General features: G+C 72.1%; 13 protein-coding genes. 8 read left to right on the top strand and 5 right to left on the bottom strand.

Going from position 1 to position 19,072, the window contains the following annotated elements:
• Positions 1 to 53: 53 nt before the first annotated feature.
• Positions 54 to 2,285 carry a catalase/peroxidase HPI gene (gene katG / locus ACFQ6X_RS18360; RefSeq protein ID WP_383182643.1) on the bottom strand — a complete coding sequence of 744 codons (2,232 nt, stop codon included), beginning with the start codon at positions 2,283 to 2,285 and terminating at the stop codon, positions 54 to 56.
• A 530-nt stretch (positions 2,286 to 2,815) separates the two neighbouring features.
• On the opposite strand from katG, the gene ACFQ6X_RS18355 reads away from it, so the two are divergent.
• Positions 2,816 to 3,235 (top strand): Fur family transcriptional regulator, encoded by a 420-nt coding sequence (locus ACFQ6X_RS18355; protein ID WP_383182641.1) that lies wholly within the window; start codon positions 2,816 to 2,818, stop codon positions 3,233 to 3,235.
• A 347-nt stretch (positions 3,236 to 3,582) separates the two neighbouring features.
• Entirely contained in the window at positions 3,583 to 6,960 is a 3,378-nt protein-coding gene (locus ACFQ6X_RS18350; RefSeq protein ID WP_383182639.1) for a pyruvate carboxylase, read from the top strand.
• A 72-nt stretch (positions 6,961 to 7,032) separates the two neighbouring features.
• On the opposite strand, the gene ACFQ6X_RS18345 is transcribed toward ACFQ6X_RS18350, so the two are convergent.
• Entirely contained in the window at positions 7,033 to 7,905 is an 873-nt protein-coding gene (locus ACFQ6X_RS18345) for a (2Fe-2S)-binding protein (RefSeq protein WP_383182637.1), read from the bottom strand.
• 219 nt (positions 7,906 to 8,124) lie between these two features.
• On the opposite strand from ACFQ6X_RS18345, the gene ACFQ6X_RS18340 reads away from it, so the two are divergent.
• From ACFQ6X_RS18340 to ACFQ6X_RS18320, 5 genes are read left to right on the top strand one after another with little or no spacing between them, the layout of a single operon-like run.
• Positions 8,125 to 9,339 carry an acetyl-CoA carboxylase biotin carboxylase subunit family protein gene (locus tag ACFQ6X_RS18340; RefSeq protein ID WP_383182635.1) on the top strand — a complete coding sequence of 405 codons (1,215 nt, stop codon included), beginning with the start codon at positions 8,125 to 8,127 and terminating at the stop codon, positions 9,337 to 9,339.
• Entirely contained in the window at positions 9,336 to 11,207 is a 1,872-nt protein-coding gene (locus ACFQ6X_RS18335) for an IucA/IucC family protein (RefSeq protein WP_383182633.1), read from the top strand. The genes ACFQ6X_RS18340 and ACFQ6X_RS18335 overlap by 4 nt, the downstream gene beginning before the upstream one ends.
• A gap of 6 nt (positions 11,208 to 11,213) precedes the next feature.
• Positions 11,214 to 12,977, top strand: a complete 1,764-nt coding sequence (locus tag ACFQ6X_RS18330; protein ID WP_383182631.1) for an IucA/IucC family protein — start codon at positions 11,214 to 11,216, stop codon at positions 12,975 to 12,977.
• 59 nt (positions 12,978 to 13,036) lie between these two features.
• Positions 13,037 to 14,281 carry a type III PLP-dependent enzyme gene (locus ACFQ6X_RS18325; protein ID WP_383182629.1) on the top strand — a complete coding sequence of 415 codons (1,245 nt, stop codon included), beginning with the start codon at positions 13,037 to 13,039 and terminating at the stop codon, positions 14,279 to 14,281.
• A gap of 29 nt (positions 14,282 to 14,310) precedes the next feature.
• The gene (locus ACFQ6X_RS18320; protein ID WP_383182627.1) at positions 14,311 to 15,024 is read left to right on the top strand and encodes a DUF2470 domain-containing protein; all 714 of its coding nucleotides are present in this window, start codon (positions 14,311 to 14,313) and stop codon (positions 15,022 to 15,024) included.
• 23 nt (positions 15,025 to 15,047) lie between these two features.
• On the opposite strand, the gene ACFQ6X_RS18315 is transcribed toward ACFQ6X_RS18320, so the two are convergent.
• The 3 genes from ACFQ6X_RS18315 to ACFQ6X_RS18305 all read right to left on the bottom strand — a co-directional run bounded on the left by ACFQ6X_RS18315 (position 15,048) and on the right by ACFQ6X_RS18305 (position 18,301).
• Positions 15,048 to 16,253 (bottom strand): cytochrome P450, encoded by a 1,206-nt coding sequence (locus tag ACFQ6X_RS18315; protein ID WP_383182793.1) that lies wholly within the window; start codon positions 16,251 to 16,253, stop codon positions 15,048 to 15,050.
• Between the two features lie 118 nt (positions 16,254 to 16,371).
• Positions 16,372 to 17,211: a class I SAM-dependent methyltransferase gene (locus tag ACFQ6X_RS18310; protein WP_383182625.1), complete on the bottom strand. Its 840-nt coding sequence runs from the start codon at positions 17,209 to 17,211 to the stop codon at positions 16,372 to 16,374.
• Positions 17,212 to 17,281: 70 nt separating this feature from the next.
• Complete coding sequence (locus ACFQ6X_RS18305) at positions 17,282 to 18,301, bottom strand: aldo/keto reductase (RefSeq protein ID WP_383182623.1); 1,020 nt, start codon at positions 18,299 to 18,301, stop codon at positions 17,282 to 17,284.
• 153 nt (positions 18,302 to 18,454) lie between these two features.
• Between ACFQ6X_RS18305 and ACFQ6X_RS18300 the strand changes: the two genes are divergently transcribed.
• Positions 18,455 to 19,045, top strand: a complete 591-nt coding sequence (locus tag ACFQ6X_RS18300; protein ID WP_383182621.1) for a TetR/AcrR family transcriptional regulator — start codon at positions 18,455 to 18,457, stop codon at positions 19,043 to 19,045.
• Positions 19,046 to 19,072 lie beyond the last annotated feature (27 nt).

Here is a 19,072-nt window from a genome sequence, read left to right as displayed (position 1 = left end):
ACAGCGGACGTGCCGTCCGGGCCGGCCGGTGACAGGCGGCCCGGACAGCAGGATCAGACGAGGTCGAACCGGTCGAGGTTCATCACCTTGTTCCACGCCGCGACGAAGTCGTTCACGAACTTCTCCTTCGCGTCGTCGCTCGCGTAGACCTCCGCGACAGCGCGCAGCTCGGAGTTCGACCCGAAGACGAGGTCGGCGCGGGTGCCGGTCCACTTGACCTCACCCGTGGTGGCGTCGCTGCCCTCGAAGGTGTTCGCGTCCTCGGACGTCGCCTTCCACGTCGTGCCCAGGTCGAGCAGGTTGACGAAGAAGTCGTTGGTCAGCGAACCGGGGGTCGCGGTCAGGACACCGAGCGAGGACTGCTGGTGGTTCGCACCCAGGACGCGGAGCCCACCGACGAGGACCGTCAGTTCGGGGGCGCTGAGGGTCAGCAGGTTCGCCCGGTCGAGCAGCAGGTACTCGGCCGGCAGCCGGTTGCCCTTGCCGAGGTAGTTGCGGAACCCGTCGGCGGTCGGCTCCAGCGCGGCGAAGGACTCGACGTCGGTCTGCTCCTGCGACGCGTCCACACGGCCCGGGGTGAACGGGACCTCGACGTCGAAACCGGCGTCCTTGGCCGCCTTCTCGACGCCTGCGGCGCCGGCGAGCACGATCAGGTCGGCGAGCGAGACCTGCGTGCCGTCGGTCCGGCCGGAGTTGAAGGACTCCTGGATCCCCTGCAGCTTGCGCAGCACCGTGGCCAGCCCGTCGGGCTCGTTGACCGCCCAGCCGTTCTGAGGCTCGAGGCGGAGGCGCGCGCCGTTGGCGCCGCCGCGCTTGTCGCTGCCCCGGAAGGACGAGGCCGACGCCCACGCGGTGGAGACGAGCTCGGACACCGTCAGGTCCGAGGCGAGAACCAGTTCCTTGAGGGCAGCGGTGCCCTCGGCGTCGACGGGCTGGTGCGTCGCGGCGGGGAGGGGGTCCTGCCACACCAGCGTCTCCGCCGGAACCTCCGGGCCGAGGTAGCGCACGACGGGGCCCATGTCGCGGTGGGTCAGCTTGAACCAGGCGCGCGCGAAGGCATCCGCGAACTCGTCGGGGTTCGCCAGGAAGCGCCGCGAGATCACCTCGTAGGCCGGGTCGAGACGGAGCGAGAGGTCCGTCGTCAGCATCGTGGGAGCGTGGCTCTTCGACGGGTCGTGGGCGTCGGGGACCGTGCCCGCCCCGGCGCCGTCCTTCGGCCGCCACTGGTGCGCGCCGGCGGGGCTCTTGAACAGCTCCCACTCGTGGCCGAACAGGATCTCGAAGAAGCTGTTGTCCCACGTGGTCGGGGTGTTCGTCCAGATGCCCTCGAGGCCGCTGGTGATCGCGTCCCCGCCCTTGCCGGTACCGAAGGAGTTGCTCCAGCCGAGGCCCTGCGCCTCGATCGGGGCGGCCTCGGGGTCGTCGCCGACGCTCTCCGCCGGGCCCGCGCCGTGGGTCTTGCCGAAGGTGTGGCCGCCCGCGATCAGGGCGACCGTCTCCTCGTCGTTCATCGCCATCCGGCGGAACGTCTCACGGATGTCGCGGGCCGCGGCGAGCGGGTCCGGTGTGCCGTTCGGGCCTTCGGGGTTGACGTAGATGAGGCCCATCTGGACAGCACCGAGGGGGTTCTCCAGCTCCCGGTCGCCGGTGTAGCGCTCGTCGTCGAGCCAGGTGGTCTCGGGACCCCAGTAGACGTCCTCGTCGGGCTCCCAGACGTCCGCGCGGCCGCCGCCGAAGCCGAAGGTCTCGAAGCCCATCTGCTCCAGGGCGACGTTGCCGGTGAGGATCATGAGGTCGGCCCAGGAGAGGCTCTGGCCGTACTTCTTCTTGACCGGCCACAGCAGGCGGCGGGCCTTGTCGAGGTTCCCGTTGTCCGGCCAGCTGTTGAGCGGGGCGAAGCGCTGCTGACCGGCCCCGGCGCCGCCGCGGCCGTCGCTGATCCGGTAGGTGCCCGCGCTGTGCCACGCCATCCGGATCATGAACGGGCCGTAGTTGCCGAAGTCTGCCGGCCACCAGTCCTGCGAGGTCGTCAGCACCTCCGCGATGTCCTGCTTCACGGCCGCGAGGTCGAGCGTCCTGAACGCCTCGGCGTAGTCGAACTCCTCGCCGAGGGGATTGGCCACGGCGGGGTTCTTGGCGAGGATCTTCAGATTGAGCCGCTCCGGCCACCACTGGCGGTTTCCGCCGCCCTGAGTCGGGTGCGGGGCGCGCCCGTGCGCGACGGGGCAGCCACCTCCGCCCTCTGCCTTCGCGTCGGTGACGATTGCGTCATGGTTCTCGGACATGGGAATCCTTCCGGACTGGGCGGATCGCGTTGCTCAGGAACTGCGGGCGGTGGAGCGGTCGGGGCACAGGAGTGAGTGACCTCGGTCCTGCCGAGCGAGAAGCCGTGCGGCCGGACACGGCCGGCCCCGGTGGCCTCGCCGGCCGAGGTCGGCGACCAGGCGCGTCCCGCCGCGGTCAGCACATGGCGGGACGCGTCGAGGACCTGAACGGGGGTGCCCACGCGATCGCTCACCCCGGTGGCGATCGCCTCGGCAACTCCGAGCTGGTCACCGTCCCGGAGGGTCTCGAGCGGCGCGACGCGGGCAGTTGTCATCCGCGGGCCGGCACCGCGCAGGTCCTTGGTGATGGTCCCGTCACGTCTCTGTCTCCTGCCGTACTGGAGTCTTCCTGTCCCTTGGCTATCGCCGGAACCGATCCTACGATGGATAGAGTCCAGGTCAACAAGAACACCAGACTCGTACTCAATCGGAGCCCGGACATTCACCGGTAGACGTCAGGTATCCCGCCAAGGCCGAATAGGTGAACCGATATGAGTGACCTGCTGGAGCGACTGCGAGGACGTGGCTGGCGTATGACCTCCCAGCGGCGTGTCGTCGCGGAGGTGCTCGACGGCGACCACGTGCACCTCACCGCCGACGAGGTGCACGCACGTGCGGTACAGCGGCTGCCCGAGATCTCCCGAGCGACCGTGTACAACGCCCTGGGCGAGCTGGTCGCCCTCGGTGAGGTCATAGAGGTCTCCACCGACGGCCGTGCCAAGCGCTTCGACCCCAACGCACACCGCCCGCACCAGCACCTGGTGTGCTCCGAATGCGGAACTGTCCGGGATGTTCACCCGACCGGCGATCCGCTGGCCGACCTCCCGGCCGACGAGCGGTTCGGCTTCACGGTGTCCGAGGCCGCAGTCACCTACCGCGGGCTGTGCCCGTCCTGTGTCCAGGCGTCCTGATCCGCAGGTGACGGGCCCGGCCGCACCTCCTGGGCCCCGGCCCGCAGTTCGGCCCTGACGGCGCGTCGGCACAGGCCCGTCCTTCGCGCGTCCGGGCCGCCCGTGGGCTCACGTCTGCCGGAGCCGAGCGAGAAGCTCCTGGCCGCAACGGCGCACCGACGGTGCCGACGCCCGATTCCAGCGGCGTGAGGTATCTCCTACCGGCGTGAGCTATCTCCCGCTGGTGGGAGATCGACGCCACCGCTACTGATCGGTACCGTCCACGGGGACAGCGGATGCCGATCCCGGCAGCCGGAATGACATCGCCACCTGGGGCCGCTGTGCCCGCAACACGACAGGGGACATTGATGTTCCGCAAGGTATTGGTCGCCAACCGGGGCGAGATCGCGATCCGCGCGTTCCGTGCGGCGTTCGAGCTCGGCATCTCCACCGTGGCCGTGTTCCCCCACGAGGACCGCAACTCGCTCCACCGTGCCAAAGCCGACGAGGCCTACCAGATCGGTGAAAAGGGCCACCCGGTGCGGGCCTACCTCTCGGTCGACGAGGTGATCAAGGCCGCGCGCAAGGCGGGTGCCGACGCCGTCTACCCCGGATACGGCTTCCTTTCGGAGAACCCCGACCTCGCCGCCGCGTGCGCCGAGGCCGGGATCACCTTTGTCGGACCGCCCGCTTCCGTACTGCACCTGACCGGCAACAAGTCCCGCGCGGTGGCGGCCGCCCGCGAGGCCGGGGTTCCCGTACTGAAGTCGTCGGAGCCGTCCACCGACGTGGACACGCTGGTCGGCGCGGCCGACTCCATCGGGTTCCCGGTGTTCGTCAAGGCCGTCGCCGGTGGCGGTGGGCGGGGCATGCGGCGTGTCGCCGAGCCCGCCGAGCTGCGGGAGTCGATCGACGCGGCGATGCGCGAGGCGGAGTCGGCGTTCGGCGACGCCACTGTCTTCCTCGAGCAGGCCGTCATCAATCCGCGCCACATCGAAGTGCAGATCCTCGCCGACACCCAGGGCAACGTCGTCCACCTGTACGAGCGGGACTGTTCGTTGCAGCGGCGCCACCAGAAGGTGGTCGAGATCGCGCCCGCGCCGAACCTCGACCCCGAGCTGCGCGCACGCATCTGCGCCGACGCCGTGGCGTTCGCCAAGCACATCGGGTACGTCAACGCGGGCACCGTGGAGTTCCTCGTCGACGAGCGCGGCAACCACGTCTTCATCGAGATGAACCCCCGCATCCAGGTGGAGCACACGGTCACCGAGCAGGTCACCGGACGGGACCTGGTGATCGGGCAGCTGCGGATCGCCGCCGGGAAGTCGCTGCCGGAACTGCGTCTGACGCAGGACGACATCGTGCTCACCGGCACGGCCATGCAGTGCCGTATCACCACGGAGGACCCGGCCAACGGCTTCCGTCCCGACACCGGCACCATCTCCGCCTACCGTTCCCCGGGCGGCCCCGGTGTACGGCTCGACGGCGGCACCGTCCACACCGGTGCCGAGGTGTCCGCCCACTTCGACTCGATGCTGGTCAAGCTGACCTGCCACGGCCACGACTTCGCCAACGCCGCCCGCCGCGCGCGGCGGGCGATCGCCGAGTTCCGTATCCGCGGAGTCGCCACCAACCTGCCCTTCCTGGGCGCCGTGCTCGACCACCCCGGCTTCCGCGAGGGCCGCATCACGACGAGCTTCATCGCCGACCACCCCGAACTGATCCGGGCGCGCCCCTCCGCGGACCGCGGAAGCCGCATGCTCACGTACCTCGCCGAGACGACCGTCAACCGTCCCCACGGCCCGCGTCCCCAGGTCATCGACCCGGCCCTCAAGCTCCCGTCCGTCCCCCAGGGCACACCCTTCCGCGAAGGATCGCGGCAGCGCCTCGCGGCACTCGGGCCGGAGGCGTTCGCGGCCGAGCTGCGTGCGCAGCGGGCCGTCGCGGTGACGGACACGACCTTCCGTGACGCGCACCAGTCCTTGCTTGCCACCCGGGTGAGGACGCGCGACCTGCTGGCCGTGGCCCCGCACGTCGCCCACACCGCGCCGGAGCTCCTCAGCCTGGAGTGCTGGGGCGGCGCCACCTACGACGTGGCCCTGCGCTTCCTCGCCGAGGATCCCTGGGAGCGGCTCGCGGCCCTGCGGGAAGCGGTGCCCAACATCTGTACGCAGATGCTGCTGCGCGGGCGCAACACCGTCGGCTACACGCCCTACCCCGTCGAGGTGACCGAAGCCTTCGTCGCCGAGGCGGCGTCGACCGGCATGGACATCTTCCGGATCTTCGACGCGCTCAACGACGTCTCGCAGATGCGTCCGGCCATCGACGCCGTACGGTCCACCGGCACGGCGCTCGCCGAGGTCGCCCTCTGCTACACCGCGGACCTGTCGAACCCGGCCGAACAGCTGTACACGCTCGACTACTACCTGCGTCTCGCGGAGGAGATCGTCGAGGCCGGCGCGCACGTCCTGGCCATCAAGGACATGGCCGGCCTGCTGCGCCCGCCCGCCGCACGCACCCTGGTGACCGCGCTGCGCGAGCGCTTCGACCTTCCGGTGCATCTGCACACCCATGACACCGCCGGCGGCCAGCTCGCCACGCTGATCGCCGCGATCGACGCGGGAGTCGACGCCGTCGACGCCGCCGTCGCCTCGATGGCGGGCACCACCAGCCAGCCGTCGCTGTCCGCGCTCGTCGCGGCCACCGACCACACCGAGCGCGCGACGGGGCTCTCGCTCGACGCGGTCGGCGGACTCGAGCCGTACTGGGAGGCCGTGCGCAAGGTCTACGCACCCTTCGAGTCGGGACTGGCCTCGCCCACCGGGCGCGTCTACCACCACGAGATCCCCGGCGGGCAGCTGTCGAACCTGCGTCAGCAGGCCATCGCGCTCGGCCTCGGCGACCGCTTCGAGCTGATCGAGGACTGCTACGCGGCGGCCGACCGGATGCTGGGCCGACTGGTCAAGGTGACCCCCTCCTCGAAGGTGGTGGGCGACCTCGCCCTGCACCTGGTCGGAGCCGGGGTCAGTGCGGCCGACTTCGAGTCCGACCCCGGCAAGTTCGACGTGCCGGACTCGGTGGTCGGATTCCTGCGCGGCGAGCTGGGCGACCCGGCCGGTGGCTGGCCCGAGCCGTTCCGTACGCGCGCACTCCAGGGCCGCCCCGCGCAGTCCGAGGCCGTGACCCTGTCGGAGGAGGACCGTGAGGGACTCGGCCGGAACCGGCAGGCGACGCTGAACCGGCTGCTGTTCCCCGGCCCGACCAAGGAGTTCGACGCCCACCGCGAGGCCTACGGCGACACCTCCGTACTGCCCACGCAGGACTTCTTCTACGGTCTGGAGCCGGACACCGAGCACACGGTCACCCTGGGGGCCGGTGTCACGCTGCTGATCGAACTGGAGGCGATCTCGGAGGCCGACGAACGTGGCTTCCGTACGGTGATGGCCACGCTCAACGGCCAGTTGCGCCCGGTCGCGGTGCGGGACACGTCCGTCGCCACCGAGGTCAAGGCCGCGGAGAAGGCCGAGCGGGGCAACGACGGGCATGTCCCCGCGCCGTTCGCGGGCGTTGTCACGCTCCAGGTGGCGGAGGGCGATTCGGTGTCGGCGGGTCAGACGGTCGCCACCATCGAGGCGATGAAGATGGAGGCCTCCATCACCGCCCAGCGTGCGGGCACGGTCGCGCGTCTCGCGATCGGGAAGATCCAGCAGGTAGAGGCGGGCGATCTGCTCATCGAGATCGGCTGACGTCGGCTTCGTCATGACAGAAGGCCGGCCCGGGAGAGGTTCCCGGGCCGGCCTTCCGCCGTGCGCGCCGTGTCACCCGGCGTCCTGGGTCCCTTCCGCCTCGATCCGGCGCAGCCGTTCGGCGTCGCAGGTGCGGGGGCAGGTGTCGCAAGCCTCCGCGGGGCGGATCGTGTAGTAGAGGCAGCAGCCCGCCCGGTCCCGGGTCGGGTGCGACCTTCCGTCCGCGGCCGTCAGGTGGCGGAACCCGGCACCGGCCGGGAACGGCGGGACCGGTCCCGGCAGCAGCAGTCCGGCCGCGGCGACCGCCCGTTCCTCCTCGCCCAGCAGGCGTCCCACGTACCAGATGCCCGAGACGAGGTCGTCCTCGACCATGCCCCACAGCGCCCGGGGCCCGCGCCGCACCCGGGGCCCGAGTGCCGCGCACAACGGGCGCACCAGATCGGCGACGGCCGTCCGCAGCGCGTCGCCGAGCGCCGCCTCGTCGGACACCAGGCGCACCCCTGGGAGTCCCTCCGCGGGGTCTCCCGGCAGACAGGCGAACGTACCCGGCACCACCTGGTACCGGTCCTCGCACCGGCCGATCCGCACGTCCTCCGGGCGGGGCAGCGGAACCCGGCGGTCCAGGTACCAGGGCCCGCTCAGCAGCAGGCACAGCGACCAGAGGCAGTCGTGCAACAGGCGGGAAGCCACCACGTCGGGGCGGGCCCGGTGGTCGTAGCGCTCCGTGATCCGGGCGGCCTCCGTCTCGAGGAAGGCGTCCAGCAACCCGGGCCGGAGCGCCAGTTCGGCGACGTCGACCCAGCTCTGACCGGCCGGGGCGCCCGGCTCCGCGACCTCTGCGTCCAGACCCGGACAGAGATCGGTGAGGCGGCGGTAGGTGGAGGCGAGGAGGGCGGAGGAGCTCTCGGCGGGCCGGAGGGACGCCGGTGCCGGGGCGAGGATCACGAAAGGCTCCTAGAGGGGGTGCACACCTACGAAGGGCGCGATCCGCGGGAATGCGGCAGCCCCCGGCGGAAGAGTGACTTAGGGGAGGCTCACCTTACTACTGATCAAGCATCGGTTCGACGAACCCCCCGTGCGTGTCGACCAGTTGGTAAAAGTAGGTTTGCCTAACCTAAGCTCCCTTTCATTTCTCGTCGTACCAGCGCGCCGGAGTGACCGCCCATGCAGACGTACCTGCTTGCCCTCAATCCGACCGATTCGGTCATCAGCGGCTTCCTCCCGGCCGCCGGGCGGCTCGGCCTGTCCGTGACGCTGCTCACCGACCAGCCGGAGGCGTACGGGCCACCCGGTGCGCTCGGGCCGGACGTGGAGGTCGCCGCCTGCGACGTCCGTGATCACCGCGCCGTGATCACGCACATCTCCCGGCGCGGGCAGCCCGCGGCCGTCTTCACCAACAGCGACCACCTCCAGACCCAGGGCGCGCTCGCCGCCGAGTTCTTCGGCCTGCCCGGCAAGAACTGGCGGGCCGCGCTGCGCACCAAGGACAAGGCCCTGATGCGCCGCCACCTCGCAGCCGCAGGGGCGGAACCCGTCCGTGCCGTCGAGATCCTCCCCGGGCAGTCGCCGGCCGCGTGCGTCGAGGCGGGGGGAGAGACCGGGGGAGTGGTCTATCCCTGCGTCGTGAAACCCCGCGAGGGCGTCGCCAGCGAAGACGTCGTACGCGCCGAAGGGCCTGCCGAACTGCTGCGGCTGTGCGAGGAGATCCGTGCACGCCGGCCGGACGCCGCCCTGGTCGTGGAGGAGTTCCTCCCCGGCGAGCTGTACACCCTGGAGACCCTGGGCGACGGCCGGCGCCTGCATGTCCTCGGTGGATTCCACACCCGTCTCTCGCCTCCGCCCCACTTCATCGAACAGCGGCTGACCTACGTCCCCGACCACCCCGCCCCCGTACGCGAGCAGATCCTCGAACAGCTCGCGCTGCTAGGTGTGGGATTCGGTGCCTGTCACACCGAGTTCGTCGTCCACGAGGGCCGGGCCCGCATCATCGAGGTGAACTACCGCGCCATAGGCGACCACGGCGACCTGCTACTCGCCGAACTGCTCGACATCCCGCTCTTCGACCGCATCCTTGCCACGCATCTGGGTGAGGGCCTGCCGGAGAGCCTCGGTGCCCGCACGGACCGGGCCGCCCGGATCGACTCCCCGTGCGCCGACCGGGCGGGCGTACTCGCCTCCGCGCCCGGCGCGGTCGACCGGGCCGAGGGAGGCGTGCGCCTGACCTACCGGCCCATGCGCCCGATCGGTGGGCGCCACCCCCTGCACCGCACCAACCGCGACTACCTCGGCATCCTGCGGACCGTCGGACCCGACCAGGACTCCGTGGACCGCGCCGCCGACGCGTTCCTCGCCGCCCAGCGGTGGGAGATCACCCCGTGAGCGCCGACCCGCCCCTTACCCCGGACGCATCGGGGGCAGCCAGGACCGGCGCGGCCGAACTCCCGGCCGTCGCGGGCCCCGACGCGGCCCACCAGCTGCTGCGTGTTCTCAGTGCCCTGCTGCGCGAGGACGTGGCAGGGCTGCGCACCCGTACCACCCTCCACCACCGGGCCGACGGCCCCTGGCTGCGGCTCGCCACCGGTCCCGGCCGCGCCCTGCTCCTCGCCGTGCGCGAGGACGGATTCCAGGGGACCTGGGGCGCCCGTCTGCCCCTCCTGCGCCAGGAGCCGGACGGCCCCGACCTGACCACCACCGACGAGGTGCTCGCCGCCCTGGCCCGGCTCGCCCCGCCGGAGGACGCGCCCGGCTACGCCGCCTTCGCCGAGGAGTGCCGCAGCGACCTCGCGGCCCGCCACCTGCACGCCGCGACCCGGGGCCCGGCCCTCGCCCGCCTGACGGACAGTCACGGGCCCCGCCCGGCCCACTGGAGCGGCCACACCGGAGCCCTCGCCCACGACACCCTCGCCGCCCGGACCGACCACCCCGTGCACCCCGTGTCCCGCGGCCGGAAGGGCCTGGGGGAACGTGAACTACGTGCGTACGCGCCCGAGTTCCACCCCCGCTTCCCGCTCCGCTGGCTGTCGTTGCCCGCCGGGCGGGTCACCCTGGCACCCGGGTCCGGGTCCGGCGTGATCCCGGCCCCGTACACCGCCTCGGAACCCGGAGGGGTACCCCTGCACGACGGCTGGCCCACGCCCGCCGAGCTGGGACTGCCCGGCAGCCATCACGAGGGGCACGTCCTGCTGCCCGTCCACCCCCTCACCGCCGCCGGCCGCCTCCGCGACGCCCTGGTCGAGACCGGTCTCGCCGGGGACGCGGTCCTCGCCGAGCGGCCCCTGCTGGACGTCGTACCGACCCTGTCCATGCGGACCGTCGCGCTCGCGGACCGGCCCGACACCCACCTCAAGCTGCCCCTCGCCACTGCCACCCTGGGGCTGCTCAACCGGCGTACCGTCACTCCCGGTTCACTGCGCGACGGGGCCGCAGGGCAGCGCCTCCTGGAGGGCGTCCTGCGCCGTGAACCCCACTTCGCGGGGCGCGTCCTTCTCGCCGACGAGACCCGTTACGCCCACGCCGGACACGAACTCCTCGCCGTACTCCGCCGCACCCAGCCGGCCGGACTCGACGACGCCGCCGTCCTCCCGCTCGCCGCACTGGCGGCGCCCGCCCCCGACGGGCGCCCGGTCATCGAGCACCTGGCCGACCGCTTCCACGGGGGCGACCCGGTCGCCCTTGCCGACGCCGTCCTGACCCTGCTGCTGGACTGGCAGACGACCCTCTTCGGCCACGGAATCGCCCTGGAGTCGCACCAGCAGAACATCTCCCTCGTGCTCGGCGGCGGAACGGACGGGCCCCGGCTGCTCCTCAAGGACAACGACGGTCCGCGCGTCCACACCCGGCGCCTCGCCGAGGCATGGGGGTGCGCCGAGCCCACCGGCGACAGCCTCGGCTTCGCCGACAGGCGGATCTGCGGCACACAGGACGCGCCCGTCGCCGACCTGTTCACCGCCATCACCGTCCACCTGTGCGCGGGCTCCCTGGCCTTCGGCCTCGCCGCACACGGCACCGCGCCCCTCGACCGGCTGCTCGGGCTCATACGCGACCGGCTCGCGCAGGCGATCGACAGGACCGCCGCCACCCGGCCCGGCGCCGCGGCCGTGCTGCGGGCCCGCGTGCTCGACGCACCCGAGCTGCCCGTGAAGGCCATGGTGACGGCCGGCACCCTGCTCACCAAGGCCCGGTCCGGCGCCGCCGACATCAACAAGCACTACACCACCGGCCCCAACTACCTTTTGCGGAAGGCATGAACGCCGATGCCCAGCACCACCACGCCCCGCACCCCGGCCCGCACACCGGTACACCCGCCCACTTCCGACGAAGCGGTCGGCCACACCCTGCTCAACTGCCTGCTGCGTGAGGCGACCGCGCCGCAGGACAGCACCCTCGCCGACGGCCGGCTGGTCCTGCGCCTGCCACGCCACGACACGCTTCTGCGCGTCGGCGTACGCCGCGCCTCCCTCCTGGGCGCCCACCGCTTCACCGGCCCCGTGAGCATCCGGGGGAGCCTGCCGGGCGGTGCGTGGACGACGATCGGATGGCAGCGGCTCGCCGAACTGGTGCAGGCCGAACTCTCTCTGCGCACCGGCACGGAGAACGACGAGTTCCTGGCCCAGGTGGCCGCCAGCCACCGTGCGGTCGACGGCGCCCTCGCCCGCCGGGCCATCACCGCCGCCTCCGCCGCCGCCGCCGGGGAACCGGTGGCCCGGCCGGATCCGCTCGCCGTCTACCTCGCCTCCGAACAGTCCCTGCTCCTCGGCCACCGCTTCCACCCCACGCCCAAGACGCACGGCGGCGACCCCGAAGCCTGGACCGCGTACGCCCCGGAGGAAGGCGCCCACTTCCCGCTGCGGCTGCTCGCCGTCCGGGAGGGACTTCTTGCCGAGGAGACCGCCGAGCCCGGGGGAGCTGCGGCACTCGACCGGGCCGGAGTGGCACCGCCGGGGTACCGGCTGCTGCCCGCGCACCCCTGGCAGTACCGACTGCTGGGCGGCCACCCCGCCCTGCTGGCCGCCCTCGCCCGTCGGGACGTGCTCGACCTCGGTCCGGCAGGGGCACCCGTCACCCCCACCGCCTCCGTGCGCACGGTCCACGACGGGCACGCCTTCCTGAAGTTCAGCTTGGACGTGCGCATCACCAACTGCCTCCGGAAGAACGCCTCGTACGAGCTCACCGGTGCCGTCGCGCTGACCCGGCTGCTCGCCCCCGTCCTCGCCGACCTCGCCCGGCGCCACCCCTCCGCCGCCGTGCTCCGCGAGCCCGCCTACCGCTCGCTCGCCCTCCCCGGCGCGGACGGCCGCCCCGACCGCACCCTGCTCGAAGGCTTCGGTGTGATCGTCCGGGAGGGCCTCGCCCGCCACACCCCCGCGGGTACCACCCCCCTGCTGGCCGCGGCCGTTGCCGACGAGTACCCGCTCGGCCCGGGCCGGATCTCCGAACTCCTGGCCGACGCCGGACCCGACGAGGCCGCCGAGTGGTGGCGCCGCTACACCAACCTGCTCGTCCCGCCCGTTCTGACCGCGTACTTCCGCCACGGCGTGGTTCTCGAACCGCACCTCCAGAACGTCGTCGTCTGCGTCGGCCGCGACGGCCACCCGGAGCGGGTCCTCTTCCGCGACCTCGAAGGAACCAAGCTCCTGCCCGGCCACCACGCCGCGGCGCTGCGCAGGCTCCCCCGCGAGGTCGCCGGGCCCCTCACGTACGACCGGAGGCGCGGCTGGGACCGGGTCGTCTACTGCCTGATCGTCAACCACCTCGCCGAACTCCTCGCCGCCGTCGCCGACCTGCACCCCGAGACCGAACCCGCCCTCTGGCGGCAGGTGCGCACCACGCTGGAAGCGAGCGCCGACTCCCTCGGCCGCCCGCCCCAGCTGAGCGCCCTGCTGGCGGGGGCACCCCTGCCCGCCAAGGCCAATCTGCTCACCCGCTGGCGCCGCTCGGCGGACCGCGACGCCGGGTACGTCCGCCTGCGGTCCCCGCTGGCCCCGCGACCTTCCGCCGACGGGGAGCACGCCCCCTGACCCGCGCCGCTCCCCGCCGACCAGCAGCCAGGCCCGCCGACGACGAACGGATCACACCGGTGCCCCCATCCCTTCTCAGCCACGCCGTACGGGCCGAGGCCCGTACCCTCGCGACCAGTGAACTGCCCTGCTACGTGTACGACCTGACGGCTTTGAACATGCACGCAGCGGCGGTGCGCGCATCCCTCCCGCGAACGGTGGAGCTGTACTACGCGGCGAAGGCCAACCCCGAACCGGAGGTCCTCGCCGCCCTCGCCCCGTGGACCGACGGCTTCGAGGTGTCCTCCGGCGGCGAACTCGCCCATGTCCGCACTGCCGTGCCGGGGCAGCCCCTCGCCTTCTCCGGTCCGGGCAAGACCCCTGACGAGCTCGCCGCCGCACTGGCCGCAGGGGTGGAGCGGGTGCATGTCGAAAGCCTCCACGAGGTGCGGATGCTCCGGGCGCTCGCCGCTCGCTCCCCTGAACCGGGCCGCCCTCCCACCCAGGTCCTGCTCCGCATCAACCCGGCCGTTCCCGACGGGACGCTGACAGGCAGCGCCCTCACGATGGGAGGCCGTCCCACTCCCTTCGGCATGGGGACGGAGGAGGCCTCCGAAGCGCTCAACCTGCTCACCGGCGAAGACTGCCCCGGGCTCGAAGCAGCCGGCGTCCACGCGCACCTGGCCAGCGGTCTGCCCGCCGACGCGCTGCTGCGGGTGGCCGAGGCGATCGTCGACGCGGCGGCCGGTCTGTCCCGCCACCACGGGACGGCCCTGCCGGAAGTCGTCGTGGGCGGCGGCATGGCCGTGGACTACACCCGCCCCGCCGACCGCTTCGACTGGGCAGCCTACGGTGCGGGCCTGGACGCCCTGGCACGACGTCACCCCGGCGTGCGCCTGCGCGTCGAGCCCGGTCGTGCCCTGGCCGCCTACTGCGGCTGGTACGTGACCGACGTGCTGGATGTGAAACGCAGCCACGGGGAGGACGTGGCCGTGGTCCGCGGCGGCACCCACCACCTGCGGACGCCGGCCGCCAAGGGGCACGACCAGCCGGCGGAGGTGGTGCCCGTCGAGCCGTGGCCGCACCCGTGGCCGCGCCCGGCGGCGGTGGGCGGCCGGGTGACGGTCGCCGGTCAGCTCTGCACGCCGAAGGACGTGCTCGCACGGGGCCTGGAGGCGGCCGGGCTCCGTGCGGGGGACCGGGTGGTTTTCGCCCTGGCCGGCGCGTACGCCTGGAACATCTCCCACCGCGACTTCCTGATGCACCCGGCGCCGGGCTTCCGATTTCTCGGCGGGTCGGGGACACGGAGCTCCGGAGAGTGTTAACTTAGGCAAGCCTAACCTAAGGAGACGTTATGGCCGTCGCCCCTGCCCGCACCGCCGAGCTGTCCCACGCGGAGCGGATCCGCTCTGTCGTCGCCGCCGCGGGCTCGCTCAGCCTGACCACGGCCGGCGCGTCCTACGACCTCATCGCCATGCACACGGTGGAGAACGGGCGGCTCGCGCTGCGCGTGCCCGAAGACACGCCGCTCGCCGCGGAGATGGTGTGCGCTCCGCACGGCGCGCTGGGCGCGCTCGTGGAGTTCACCGACGTCGCACCCGTCCGGGCACGGGACCGGATCCGCGCCCGGGCCACGCTGTCCGGCTGGCTGACACAGTCCGGGCGGGGGCACGGGAACGTCATGGTCCTGGACCTGGACCCGGCGCGCGTCAGCATCCAGTGGCACGGACGCGTCGAACACGTGGGCCTCGACGAGGTGTTCCGCGCGGAACCGGACGCCCTCGCGCTCCAGGAAGCGGCCATGCTGGGCCATCTGGACGACGACCACCACGACGTGGTCGCCCGGCTCGCCCGCCTCGCCGCCCCCGAGGTGCGCCGGGGAGTGGTCGACGTCCGCCCGTACGCCATGGACCGTTACGGGTTCACCCTCCGCTACGAGTACGCCCAGGGCCACCGCGACGCCCGCCTCCTCTTCCCCGCCCCGGTGCGCGACGCCGCGGAGGTCGGGGTCCAGGTGGAGGCCCTGCTCGCCCACGCCCGCCACTGCAGGGGTGCCTCCCACTCCTGAACTGCCGCCCGGGCAGCCCGTCCTCAGCCGTGCAGCCGCACCGGCAGGGTTCGCACGCTGTTGCCCACGAAGGACGCGTGTCGTGGCAGTTCGGGCTCCGGGACGGCGAGATCGAGGTCGGGGAAGCGGGTGAACAACTGCTCGAGCGCGGCCGTGCCTTCCATCCTGGCCAGGGGTGCGCCCATGCAGTAGTGAGCGCCATGGCCCAGCGAGAGGTGCCGGGACTCGTCGTTGCGGGTGACGTCGAAGCGGTCGGCGTCGGGCCCGTGGGCCTTCGTGTCGCGGCCCGCCGCGGAGTAACCGGCCAGCACCGGGGTCCCCTTGGGGATCACGGTCCCGCCGAGCGAGAGGTCGCGTGTCGGGTAGCGGAACGGGAAGTAGCTGACCGGGCTGTCCCAGCGCAGCGTCTCCTCGACCACGTCCGACCACGTCGCCCGGCCCGACCGGACCAGGGAGAGCTGGTCCCGGTGGGTGCACAGAGCCCGTACGGCGTTGGTGATCAGATTGAGCGTCGTCTCGTGCCCGGCGATGATCGTGAGCATCAGGGTCCCGATCAGCTCGTGCGGTCCGAGCCGGTCGCCGTTCTCCTCGCGGGCCGCGATCAGCGCGCTGGTGAGATCGTCCCCCGGATCCTCCGTCCGGGCGGCAGCCACCGCTCCCAGCACCTCGACCATCTCCCGGTTGGCCGCTATCGCCTCCGCGGGGCCGATGTCCGTGGCGACAACCTGGTTGGACAGGTGGTGCAGCCGGTCATGGTGTCCGGCGTCCACGCCCAGCAGTTCACAGATGACACCCATCGGCAGCGGCAACGCGAAATGCGTCCGCAGATCGGCGACGCCGTCACCCGCGGCGGCCGCCCCTTCGAGGTCGTCCAGGAGGGAAGCCGTCAGCGCCTCGATGCGCGGACGCATCTCCTCGACACGGCGGGTGGTGAACGCCTTGCTCACCAAGGACCGCAGGCGCCGGTGATCTGCGCCGTCCGCGGTCGTCATCCCCTGCACCGTGGCAAACGTCTTCAACGGCCAGCCGTCGGCGATCTCGCCGGCCTGGAGCGCCGCGAAGTGCTGGGCGTTCTTGGCGACGTCGGGGTGTGACAGGAACTCCTTGAGCGCGTCGTGACCCAGAACCGCCATGCCCTCCACCCCGCCCGGCAGGATCACCGACGTGACGTCGCCCTGGGCCAGGAGCCGGGCGTTGGCCGCGTGCGGGCAGCCGCCTGCCGGGTCCATACGGTGCGGCTGGTCCACCGCGGAGTTCACCGGTGACGTGTTCAACAGGGCTCTCCAGACTGAGGAATGAGTGGGTTCGGAGCACGCCGCGGTGTGCGGCGGGTGGTGACCGGGGCCGTCATCGTCTGTGGGACACCCCCAACTCGATGAGACAACGCTTCGTCACCCGGCCGTCGTACCTTCCCTCGATCAGGCCCGCGATGCACCCGAGCAGTCCGCTCCTGGCTGCCTCCGGAAGATCTCGGTGGCCGGAGTAGGTCCGCAGCACCTCCAGATACTCCGACGTGGTGTAGGTGAGGTCCTGCTCGTACCGGCGGAAGGCCGTGGGGCCGAACCGGCCGCTTCGCGCCACCTCCCTCGCGTGGTCCGAGCCGTCGATGTCGGCGGCCGCTGGAGGCCTCAGCCCGGGCGGCGTCCGCGGATCGAAGCGCTCGTAGCAGCGTTGGACCTCGACGAAGAACTCCTCGGTGCCGCCCCGCACATGCTGGCTGCGCACCACGGCGAGCGCGCCGCCCGGACGCAGCGCGTCAGCGGCCTTGGCCACCCGTACCGCCGGGTCGATCCAGTGGAACGCCGTCGCCGAGACGACCGCGTCGAAAGGCTCCTGCGGCAGCGGCCAGCTCTCGAACCGCGCCGTCACCACTTCCACCGAAGCGGCCCCGGCCAGGTTGCGGCGGGCGACCGCGGCCATGCGCGCTCCCGCCTCGACCGCCGTGATCCGGCAGCCCCGCCCGGCCAGTGGCACCGTCGCCTGGCCGGTCCCGCAGCCCACCTCCAGTACGCGGCTGCCGTGGCGGGCACCCGCGAGCTCCGCGAGGTCGTCGTACAGCTCCGGGGGATATCCGGGCCTGGCCCGGTCGTACAGCTCCGCGTCCTCGTCGAAGATCCCGCCCAGATGCGCCCGCCGGGACTCCTCGGGTCTGTCGTCGCGTGGTGGACGGTCCGTGTTGTCGGGCATGGAAGCAGGCTAGCGATGTCCGCCCGCTTCCGAGCGGCGCCGGACGAATGGGCGGAAGGCCCTCGGACTATCAGCGGCGCCGCAGCGACGGGTCGAGGAGCGCGGGCGGGGTGTCGAACTTCTCGTGCGCGGCGAGATCGACACCGGGGGCGACGATCGCGTCGATCGCGTCGAGGACGTCGGCGGACAGCACGGTGTCAGCGGCGGCGAGTTGCGCGTGCAGGTGGTCCAGTGTGCGCGGACCGATGATCGCGCTGGTCACCGCGGGATGCGCGGTCACGAATCCGAGCGCGAGCTGAATCATGGTCAGGCCGGCCTCCTCGGCGACCCCGGCCAACCGCTCGACGGCATCGAGCCTGGCGCGGTTGGAGGGGATGGTGGTGTCGAAGCGTTCAGGCATGACCCTCGAGCGGCTGGTGGTGATCTCCCGGCCCTCGCGGACCGCGCCCGACAGCCAGCCGGAGGCCAACGGGCTCCACACCAGCACACCGAGCCCGTACTGCTCGGTCACGGGCAGCACGTGGGTCTCGATCCCGCGCTGCAGGATCGAGTAGCTGGGCTGCTCGGTGACGTAACGGCCCAGGTGGAACTCGCGGGCGGCCCACTGCGCCTGCACGAGGCGGTACGCGGGGAAGGTCGAGGAGCCGAAGTAGCGGATCTTTCCCGCTCGCTGCAGGTCGGTCAGCGCCGACAGCGTCTCCTCGTCACTGGTCCGCGGGTCCCACCGGTGGATCTGGTAGAGGTCGACGTGGTCGACACCGAGGCGGCGCAGGCTGTTGTCCAGCTCGGTGACCAGCCAGCGGCGCGAACTGCCCTGATGGTTGCGCTCGTCGCCCATCGGCATGTTCGCCTTCGTGGCCAGCACGATGTCGTCGCGGCGGCCGGCGATGGCTTTGCCGACCATCTCCTCCGACTCGCCGTCGCTGTACATGTCCGCGGTGTCGATGACGTTGATCCCGCCTTCGAGGGCGGCGTCGACCACAGCGGTGGCCTCGTCCTGGGTGGTGCGCCCGATCCTGCCGAAGTTCATCGCGCCGAGCGTGAGGGTACTGACCTGCACGCCGGTGCGGCCCAAGGTGCGGTACTGCATGATCGTTTTCCTCCGTTGCGGGGGAGTGCGGCAGCGGCGCGGACTGGTTGCCGGGCCGCTGCTCTGGCATGATGAGTAAACGGAACCTTGCTCCGTTAACGATACGGAACGGTGTTCCGCTTTGGCAAGCCCGGCAGCGGACGGAGTGGCGCGGTGAACGACAGCGACGAGGGGACGGGGCGTGCGGCCCGGTCCAAGAGGGCGGACGCCCGGCGGAACGAGGAGACCCTGCTCGACGCGGCCGCCGCGGTCTTCGTCACGTCAGGGGTGGAGGCACCGGTACGCGATATCGCGGCCAGGGCAGGCGTCGGGATGGGCACGATCTACCGCCACTTCCCGACGCGGGCGGACCTCATCATCGCCGTCTACCGGCACCAGGTCGAGGCCTGCGCCGAGGCCGGTCCGGCGCTGCTGGAGACCGCCGGGAGTCCGCACGCCGCACTGGGGCAATGGATCGACCTCTTCGTCGATTTCCTGGTGACGAAGCACGGGCTCGCTGCTGTCCTGCAGTCCGACGACGCCGGTTTCGACACGCTGCACGCCTACTTCCTCGACCGCCTCGTGCCCGTGTGCACCCAGCTGCTCGACGCCGCAGCCGCTTCCGGCGAGGTCCGGTCCGACCTGGAGGCCTACGCGCTCATGCGCGGCGTCGGGAACCTCTGCATCGGGGCCGACCGTGATCCCCGCTACGACGCCCGCCGACTGGTCGGACTCCTCGTCGCGGGGCTGCGCCGGCCGCAGTGACCGCCGGCCTCGGGGATCGCACCCTTG

It is taken from the genome of Streptomyces sp. NPDC056452 (genome assembly GCF_042796085.1).
Classification (GTDB): Bacteria; Actinomycetota; Actinomycetes; order Streptomycetales; family Streptomycetaceae; genus Streptomyces.
Note: the sequence above shows the minus strand (reverse complement) of the source record. Positions and strands in the feature narration are given on the sequence as shown.

Excerpts from the sequence above, each read along its gene's own strand:
- ACFQ6X_RS18355 (WP_383182641.1), top strand. The coding sequence starts at position 2,816 with ATGAGTGACCTGCTGGAGCGACTGCGAGGACGTGGCTGGCGTATGACC.
- ACFQ6X_RS18340 (WP_383182635.1), top strand. The coding sequence starts at position 8,125 with ATGCAGACGTACCTGCTTGCCCTCAATCCGACCGATTCGGTCATCAGC.
- katG (WP_383182643.1), bottom strand. The coding sequence starts at position 2,285 with ATGTCCGAGAACCATGACGCAATCGTCACCGACGCGAAGGCAGAGGGC.
- ACFQ6X_RS18330 (WP_383182631.1), top strand. The coding sequence starts at position 11,214 with ATGCCCAGCACCACCACGCCCCGCACCCCGGCCCGCACACCGGTACAC.
- ACFQ6X_RS18310 (WP_383182625.1), bottom strand. The coding sequence starts at position 17,211 with ATGCCCGACAACACGGACCGTCCACCACGCGACGACAGACCCGAGGAG.
- ACFQ6X_RS18350 (WP_383182639.1), top strand. The coding sequence starts at position 3,583 with ATGTTCCGCAAGGTATTGGTCGCCAACCGGGGCGAGATCGCGATCCGC.
- ACFQ6X_RS18305 (WP_383182623.1), bottom strand. The coding sequence starts at position 18,301 with ATGCAGTACCGCACCTTGGGCCGCACCGGCGTGCAGGTCAGTACCCTC.
- ACFQ6X_RS18320 (WP_383182627.1), top strand. The coding sequence starts at position 14,311 with ATGGCCGTCGCCCCTGCCCGCACCGCCGAGCTGTCCCACGCGGAGCGG.
- ACFQ6X_RS18315 (WP_383182793.1), bottom strand. The coding sequence starts at position 16,253 with ATGGACCCGGCAGGCGGCTGCCCGCACGCGGCCAACGCCCGGCTCCTG.